General features: G+C 62.6%; 9 protein-coding genes, 1 tRNA gene and 2 rRNA genes (1 of these 12 running past the window's edge). 3 read left to right on the plus strand and 9 right to left on the minus strand.

What is annotated here, in order from left to right:
- Positions 1–165 precede the first annotated feature (165 nt).
- The 3 genes from ACZ1HC_RS05180 to ACZ1HC_RS05190 all read right to left on the minus strand — a co-directional run bounded on the left by ACZ1HC_RS05180 (position 166) and on the right by ACZ1HC_RS05190 (position 2,781).
- The gene (locus ACZ1HC_RS05180) at positions 166–816 is read right to left on the minus strand and encodes a hypothetical protein (RefSeq protein ID WP_472699036.1); all 651 of its coding nucleotides are present in this window, start codon (positions 814–816) and stop codon (positions 166–168) included.
- Complete coding sequence (locus tag ACZ1HC_RS05185; protein ID WP_472699037.1) at positions 813–1,598, minus strand: phage minor head protein; 786 nt, start codon at positions 1,596–1,598, stop codon at positions 813–815. The genes ACZ1HC_RS05180 and ACZ1HC_RS05185 overlap by 4 nt, the downstream gene beginning before the upstream one ends.
- 79 nt (positions 1,599–1,677) lie before the next feature.
- Complete coding sequence (locus ACZ1HC_RS05190; RefSeq protein WP_472699038.1) at positions 1,678–2,781, minus strand: site-specific integrase; 1,104 nt, start codon at positions 2,779–2,781, stop codon at positions 1,678–1,680.
- A 128-nt stretch (positions 2,782–2,909) separates the two neighbouring features.
- On the opposite strand from ACZ1HC_RS05190, the gene ACZ1HC_RS05195 reads away from it, so the two are divergent.
- On the plus strand, positions 2,910–3,632 hold the full coding sequence (locus ACZ1HC_RS05195; protein WP_472699039.1) for a hypothetical protein: 723 nt from the start codon (positions 2,910–2,912) through the stop codon (positions 3,630–3,632).
- Here ACZ1HC_RS05195 and ACZ1HC_RS05200 read toward each other — a convergent pair.
- The 3 genes from ACZ1HC_RS05200 to ACZ1HC_RS05210 form a co-directional block, all read right to left on the minus strand.
- Positions 3,556–4,212 carry a phage terminase large subunit family protein gene (locus ACZ1HC_RS05200; protein ID WP_472700784.1) on the minus strand — a complete coding sequence of 219 codons (657 nt, stop codon included), beginning with the start codon at positions 4,210–4,212 and terminating at the stop codon, positions 3,556–3,558. The two genes, ACZ1HC_RS05195 and ACZ1HC_RS05200, sit on opposite strands and share 77 nt — an antisense overlap.
- A complete protein-coding gene (locus ACZ1HC_RS05205) occupies positions 4,137–4,478 on the minus strand; it encodes a hypothetical protein (protein ID WP_472699040.1) in 342 nt (113 codons plus the stop codon). Before ACZ1HC_RS05205 ends, ACZ1HC_RS05200 begins: the two co-directional genes overlap by 76 nt.
- A 78-nt stretch (positions 4,479–4,556) precedes the next feature.
- Complete coding sequence (locus ACZ1HC_RS05210) at positions 4,557–4,766, minus strand: hypothetical protein (RefSeq protein WP_472699041.1); 210 nt, start codon at positions 4,764–4,766, stop codon at positions 4,557–4,559.
- A gap of 59 nt (positions 4,767–4,825) precedes the next feature.
- Here ACZ1HC_RS05210 and ACZ1HC_RS05215 point away from each other — a divergent pair, with 59 nt between their 5' ends.
- Positions 4,826–5,146, plus strand: a complete 321-nt coding sequence (locus tag ACZ1HC_RS05215; RefSeq protein ID WP_472699042.1) for a terminase gpA endonuclease subunit — start codon at positions 4,826–4,828, stop codon at positions 5,144–5,146.
- Positions 5,143–5,331 (plus strand): type II toxin-antitoxin system Phd/YefM family antitoxin, encoded by a 189-nt coding sequence (locus ACZ1HC_RS05220; RefSeq protein ID WP_472699043.1) that lies wholly within the window; start codon positions 5,143–5,145, stop codon positions 5,329–5,331. Before ACZ1HC_RS05215 ends, ACZ1HC_RS05220 begins: the two co-directional genes overlap by 4 nt.
- 325 nt (positions 5,332–5,656) lie before the next feature.
- Here ACZ1HC_RS05220 and ACZ1HC_RS05225 read toward each other — a convergent pair.
- The 3 genes from ACZ1HC_RS05225 to ACZ1HC_RS05235 all read right to left on the minus strand — a co-directional run.
- A tRNA-Met gene (locus tag ACZ1HC_RS05225) sits at positions 5,657–5,733 on the minus strand.
- Positions 5,734–5,783: 50 nt separating this feature from the next.
- Positions 5,784–5,899 (minus strand): 5S ribosomal RNA (gene rrf, locus ACZ1HC_RS05230).
- 102 nt (positions 5,900–6,001) lie between these two features.
- Positions 6,002–6,804, minus strand: a 23S ribosomal RNA gene (locus ACZ1HC_RS05235); it runs 2,031 nt beyond the window's last position.

Genomic DNA, 6,804 nt, shown 5'->3' on the forward strand with positions numbered 1-6,804 from the left:
AAGAATACCAAACGACAAAAGCCGAGCGTTATGCTCGGCTTTGAAGTCTTTGATAGTATTGTAAGATTTGGTTGCGGGGGCAGGATTTGAACCTGCGGCCTTCAGGTTATGAGGGCTACCCCTACAGCCAAAATAATGGCGTGACTTCCGATTGTTAGCTGATTTTCAGGCTCGCAACGTCGGCGTCGTGTCGCACGGAACAGCCGCAAACCGTTGGGATAAAACGGAAATCCGCAATGCCAGACCTCCGAGGCTAGCTTGGGAGCTATGGCCCTGGGTCACAGGGCCGCTCGAACCACCCCCGATCTCGCAGGCCTTCATTGCTGATGTTTCGCCATGCGCAGGGGGGACGAACGGGTATCGTCCGTCGTGCAGCAAGAGGCCCGGGCCAACCCAGCCCGTGTAGTATCCGTCGCAGCCCTCTCCCGGCTTGTGTAGGCCACTGATGTCCATGGCTTCCGAATAGTCCGCGCTCACCCTGCTGTCTGTCTCGGCGTCATAAAGACCCTCAGAAGCGCGCTCACGCGCCTGCACGTAGATGAACCGGTCGTTGAAGCAGACGAACTCTATGTCGCGCGCCAGCCTCGTTCGCTCATCTGTTGCGAACAGATCCCAGCGGCCGTAGCGGTTCCAATCGAACTCTCGGCCCAACTTCATTCCATTCGGCAGGTTCACAGATTCACGGAAGCTTGCCGCCCACCAAGCGCCGGCGACCAATGCCCAGACGAGGATCAACCCGGTCAGTCCGATCAGCGCGGATCGGGTCAGCGCGGATCGGGCAAGCGCGCCCGCGAGAGATCGCGCTCTGGAGGTCATCGCTCGCCGATCCCGCCGTACTCGCTGCGCCCGGCATCCTTCATCACCTCGGCGACGAAGCGCGCTGTCCAGTTGCCGGTGATCGGATAGGGCGTGCCCCCGGCCTCTATGCCGACGTCCAGCGGATCCTCAAAAATGTCACTGAACTCGAAGGTTGTCTCGCCGGTGATCCGAAGCATCGCGCCACGATCTTCAACACGACCGACGAAGCTTCCACGAACCACGCCATCACCATGGGAGAATGCGACATCACCGAAATCATACGGAGCGCCAAAGTCGTAGCTGAGCAAACCCACGCCCGACGCCCGCGCTTCATCCGCGATCTGGTCCATGAGTCGGCGGAACGCACCCTCGATCCCATCGCCATACGCGTAGTGTTCGGCAATTTCTTGCAGGTGTCCTATCTCCAGAAGAGTGACGGCGCGCCCGCCGCCATTGTAGTAGTGGTAGACGAAGTCGCTGTTGGTCCACCGATCATAGCTCGACGCGAGGCTCGTGGTGAACTCGTGATATCCGAACTCGGTTTCACCGACCACGAAGGGGACCGCGGCGCAACGGCAGTTGTAGTCCTCGCCTGGATGCCCGGTGACGGGAGGATCGGACCACGAGAACACGCGGCCGTCGTTCATCCGGTGAGACGGGCGCACACGCTCGTCGCGCAGCGTACGCCAGACATATTGATCCGTGACCCCGGCCTGCTTCAGCGACAGGCGGATCGGCGTTCCCCGGCGAAGGTATTCAACGAAGGCCGTCCGATAGGCCTCGGTGTACGTTGTGGTCATTATGGAAGGCCTCTGCGGTCGGCCACGCAATCTTCGAAAAATTGGGTGAAGATCGCGTTAACCGACAGCACGGTGAAGATCACCCCAACAGCTTCGCCTCGACCATGGCCATGGCCTTCTGGTGGTCGGGCGAGGGGAACAGGTGGCCGTAGCGTTCCATGGTCATCTGGATCGAGGAATGGCCCGCGAAGGTCATGACCTCCTTGATCGAGAAGCCCTGCTCGATCCACAGCGATACGGCGAAGTGGCGCAGGTCGTGCCAGCGCATCGTCACCTCGACCTTCTCAAGCAACTTGCGGAACCGGGCCTGCGTCTTGGTGTGCTGCAGGATCCCGCCCTGTGGCGCGGGGAAGACCAGATCGAGGGCGTTCGTCGGGCAGCGCAATTTCCAGCGCCGCAGGGCGTTCAGCACCATGGGCCCGGCCGGGATGTCGCGGAACCCGGCCCGCGATTTGGGCTCGCCCATCTGGTTGTAGGCGTCGGCGCGTTGGCGGATGTGCAGGAAGCCCTTGTCGAAATCCACGTCCTGCCAACGCAGGCCGCGCAGTTCGGATGCGCGCAACCCGCCTAGGGCCGACACGATCAGATGCGGTTTGAAATCCTCGTCGGCCGCCTCGATCAGGGCGCGGATCGCCTCCTTTGTCGGTACCGGAGCCTTGTGCTCGATCCGGCTGGACTTGATCACCCGCACGCCTTGGGCAGCGTTGGTGAACAGCTGGCCGTTGTCGATGGCGTGGTCCAGAGCCAGCTTCAGCACCGACAGCGCGCGCCGCGTCAGGTGTTCGGATCGACCGTTCAGCAGCATCCGGTCGCGGAACTCGTTGACATGGCGGCGGGTCAGTTGGGCGATCAGCTTGTCCCCGATGCCGATCTCGGGTGCGGTGATGTGCAGGCGCACGTAATCGCTGTAGCCGCGCAGGGTGGACCGCTCCATCCGCCTCCCTGTCTTGCAGCGCACCTCGCAATGGTCGAGCCAAGCCTTCGCGGCCTCGGCCACGGTCGTGCTGTCGCTGTCGGCCAGATAGGTATGGTTGGCGACCAGCGACCGGACCTTGACCAGATAGACGTCGGCATCCTTGCGGCGCGGGAACAGCTTTGATCGACGCTTGCCTGCCTGGTCGGTGAAGTCCACCTGCCACCGGACAAGGCCCGAGGGCAGCGTGCGTTTGCGGATCGTGGCCATGGGTTCCCTCCGTGAGCGTAAGAAACGGGACCAGTTGTCAAAGCCCGTTAATTGGTGATATGAACCGTCTCACCTGCACTTGCAACGGATTGTTGCGTGTGTAAAGCCCTCGTTCATGATCGGAGCGCATGACAATGACAGCCAGCGAACGGAACGGTGCGGAAGCGCCCGAACCGCTCTTTCATGGCGACGCGGAAGCGGTGGCGGCATCGGGGATGCCCCTGCCCAGCCTGCGTGTCCTGCAAGCTGCCGGTGCCATTCAGGCGCAGAAAACCCCCAAGGAGCACGGCGGCTTCAAGCGAATGTGGCGCGAGGAGGATGTGCTGATCGCCTCGATCGGCGCAGCAATCAGCGAGCACTTCGCCTGGAACATACGCATCGTGGCCGAAGCCATGGCCAAGACACGCCCCGGCACATGGGCTGCGCTGACGTCCTCGATTGCGGGGACCATCTCACCCGAAGAGGGACCGCTGGTGCGATCAACCCCGGACGACTGGTATCTCGACCTGATCGACCGGAAGTTCCTGTTCCTGCGACTGCCGCCACTTTTCGCCACCATCTTCCACGACGCGCCGCCCGGCGAGAGCGACCTGATCATCGGCTACGCAACATCGAAGGACACGTTCCAGATGCTGCCGTGGCTGGCTGGAAGTCCGCAGGGCCTCGCCAAACTCTCGAAAGCATCTTCCCCGGCGCAGGCCACCGCCGCCGAACGCATCTACAAGCTGGCCATGGTCACCCGAGCCAACGCGCTGAGCACCGCCAGCATCAACATCAGCATGCAGGTTCGCGCCGCGTCGCGCCGCCTCCACGGACTTGACGCCCACTTCCTGCAGGACGCCCTGCCCTAGAAAGGAGACCCAGCCATGACCAAACACCCTCGGCCCACGTTTCCCACGGGGAATAGAGCGACGACAGGTGGAACCCTGCCGTGCGGCCATCGCCCGGCGCGGTCGGTCGCCATTCACCAGCGGCCAGCAGGCGGGGTTTGTCGTGCTCGTGATGCACGCCACCACAGGCATCGCAGATGAGATAGGCGCCGTCTCGCTGCCCCTCGGGCCAACGGATGCGTGCCCAGGTGATCGGGGCCATGTCACCACAATACAGGCAGGGCACATGGAAATACCGCTGGTCGCTGTCGAGGAAGGCTGCCTCAATGCGGGAATGGCCTTTCAGGGTGGGCGTGGAGACCATGTATATCTTGCGCCGCCCCCGGAAGGTGGTGGTGCGCTGGATTGCCAGATCGACGGGATCGCCTTCGCCATCTGCATCGCCCGGATAGCCGTCCACCTCGTCCAGGAACAGATATCGGACGGGCGTGGACCTCAGGCCAACGGCGCTGTTGGCGCCGGTCATCACCAGCTGGCCGCCGGGGAAGGATTTGCGGAACAGGCTGTTTCCGGCGTCGCGGGACCGGGGCGCGGATACCAGATCGCGGAGGGCAGGGGTCTGGCTCTTGCCGTTCTCGGCGGTCTTGCCATGCAGGACGACGGCACGGGGCTGCCCTTGGTCCCGAAGCGCAACTGGTGCGCGTTGGACAGCGTGCGGTTCGGGGTGCCGAGCAGTTCCACGGCGAGATCGGCGATCCGGTCGTTCAGCAGTTCCACCACCCGCGCCACGGACATGCGCCGCGACGTACGACCTTTGCGCGCGGGCGGCACGTCGTTGAAGTCGAGCGGATTGTCCTGAAGTGTCATGGGGCGGGGTTCGCTATGCATCTGATGGAAGGGGAGCCCGCGACCGGATCGCGGACCTCAGGACATTTGCGGCTTCCGTTACTCGCCTGGGGTGAAACGCTCCTGCTGCGCGATCCAGTTCAGCAGCGTGCTTTTGCGGGCGCAGATCACTGAGCCCATTTTGAAGTGCGGCATGCCCCTCGGGGCCTCGCCGGTGAGGTAGTAGACCTTGCGGCGGTGCTTCGCGTCGCCGAACACGAACCTGGCGATTGCGTCTGCGCCGTGCGGCAGATCATCGCCGAGAGTCACCTCGGTCGCGGTCTGCTGAAGGTTTTCGACGGGGCCAGATCGCGCAAGAACATGCCCGCGTGGCCAAGGATCCCGCCCGCCTGCAGGTCTGGGTCAACACCAAGCTGGGCGAGTCCTGGGAGGACCAGGCGGGCGATACCGTTCCCGCCGATCCGCTGATGGCGCGGCGCGAGGACTGGGGCAGCGACCTCGCCCCCGGCGTGGCCGTGCTGACGGCGGGCGTGGATGTGCAGGGCGACCGGATCGAGGTGCAGATCGTCGGCTGGGGCCGCGACGAGGAGGCGTGGGTCATCGACTACCGCGTGCTCTGGGGTGATCGCGGATTGACCGGGCCGCCCCGTTGTGGTCATTCTGACCACAAATTAGGGAGGGGCCGATGAAGGCCATGTCTGCCCGCGAAGCCAAGCACCACTTTGGCCAGCTGATCGACGATGCGCGCGCCGAAGCGGTGGTGGTGGAAAAGCACGGTCGTCCGGTAGTCGTGGTGCTGGCGGTCGAGGAATATGAACGGCTGACGGGACGGACAGTTTCGCCCTCCAACAAGACCAACAAGGACGAACAGTAACCGATGCCCATTCTGAACTGGCTGAAGGCTGTTTCCAACTTGGGATTTACCGAAGGATCAACACCTCGTGGGCGCCCATGCTGCCATCAGCAAGCTGGCCATGGGGACGTGCTTTGGCCTGCAGGGAGGCAACTCGATCAGCTGAAGGAACATCGCGCAAACATCCAGCGTGTCCCATGTCGCATGGGTGTTGCACGGAGGAATCGGGGCTGACCGTAAGCCTTTGGAATCTTTGGGGAGCATTCGGGACGGGCTCGCGACACGGTGCGACACGCAAAAGCCGCCCGGAGGGCGGCCTATGTGTTTGATATCTCGCAGGAAGATTTGGTTGCGGGGGCAGGATTTGAACCTGCGGCCTTCAGGTTATGAGCCTGACGAGCTACCGGGCTGCTCTACCCCGCGGCAGGGATGTTTGGCGGGCTCGTTTCAGAGAGGGTTGCGTGTCTTTCCAGGTCTGGCGGTGACCTACTCTCCCACGTCTTGAGACGCAGTACCATCGGCGCCGCGGCACTTAACGGCCGAGTTCGGGATGGGATCGGGTGTTTTGCTCGCGGCTGTAGCCACCAGACCGGGAAAGACACGCTCAGCGTTGTCCCGCGCGCCCTTTTGGGGGTGTGCGGGATGGTGTTGTCCAAGGATGCGGGGAGGAAGGGTCTGCCTTCTTCCGGATCAAATCAAGCCTATCGAGCCATTAGTACCGGTCAGCTGAACGTGTTGCCACGCTTACACCTCCGGCCTATCGACGTGGTGGTCTTCCACGGCTCTCAAGGGAGACCTTGTTTCGAGGGGGGCTTCACGCTTAGATGCCTTCAGCGTTTATCCTGTCCGTTCATAGCTACCCTGCACTGCCGTTGGCACGACAACAGGTCCACCAGTGGAACGTTCACCCCGGTCCTCTCGTACTAGGGGCAACTCCTCTCAAGTCTCCAACACCCACGGCAGATAGGGACCGAACTGTCTCACGACGTTCTAAACCCAGCTCACGTACCTCTTTAAATGGCGAACAGCCATACCCTTGGGACCTGCTCCAGCCCCAGGATGAGATGAGCCGACATCGAGGTGCCAAACGATGCCGTCGATATGGACTCTTGGGCATCATCAGCCTGTTATCCCCAGCGTACCTTTTATCCGTTGAGCGATGGCCCTTCCACTCGGGACCACCGGATCACTATGGCCGTCTTTCGACTCTGCTCGACGTGTCAGTCTTGCAGTCAGGCTGGCTTCTGCCATTGCACTCAACGAGCGATTTCCGACCGCTCTGAGCCAACCTTCGCGCGCCTCCGTTACTGTTTGGGAGGCGACCGCCCCAGTCAAACTCCCCACCACGCAGGGTCCCGGACCCGGATGACGGGCCGCGGTTAGACATCAGAACAGCGAAGGGCGGTATCTCAAGGGCGGCTCCACGGGAACTGGCGTCCCCGCTTCAAAGCCTACCGCCTATCCTGCACATCGCAATCCTGATGCCAGTGCGAA

Source organism: Paracoccus sp. BR5-17, from assembly GCF_055693925.1.

Coding starts and splice junctions, on each gene's coding strand:
- ACZ1HC_RS05180 (WP_472699036.1), bottom strand. CDS start 816: ATGACCTCCAGAGCGCGATCTCTCGCGGGCGCGCTTGCCCGATCCGCG.
- ACZ1HC_RS05185 (WP_472699037.1), bottom strand. CDS start 1,598: ATGACCACAACGTACACCGAGGCCTATCGGACGGCCTTCGTTGAATAC.
- ACZ1HC_RS05190 (WP_472699038.1), bottom strand. CDS start 2,781: ATGGCCACGATCCGCAAACGCACGCTGCCCTCGGGCCTTGTCCGGTGG.
- ACZ1HC_RS05195 (WP_472699039.1), top strand. CDS start 2,910: ATGACAATGACAGCCAGCGAACGGAACGGTGCGGAAGCGCCCGAACCG.
- ACZ1HC_RS05205 (WP_472699040.1), bottom strand. CDS start 4,478: ATGACACTTCAGGACAATCCGCTCGACTTCAACGACGTGCCGCCCGCG.
- ACZ1HC_RS05220 (WP_472699043.1), top strand. CDS start 5,143: ATGAAGGCCATGTCTGCCCGCGAAGCCAAGCACCACTTTGGCCAGCTG.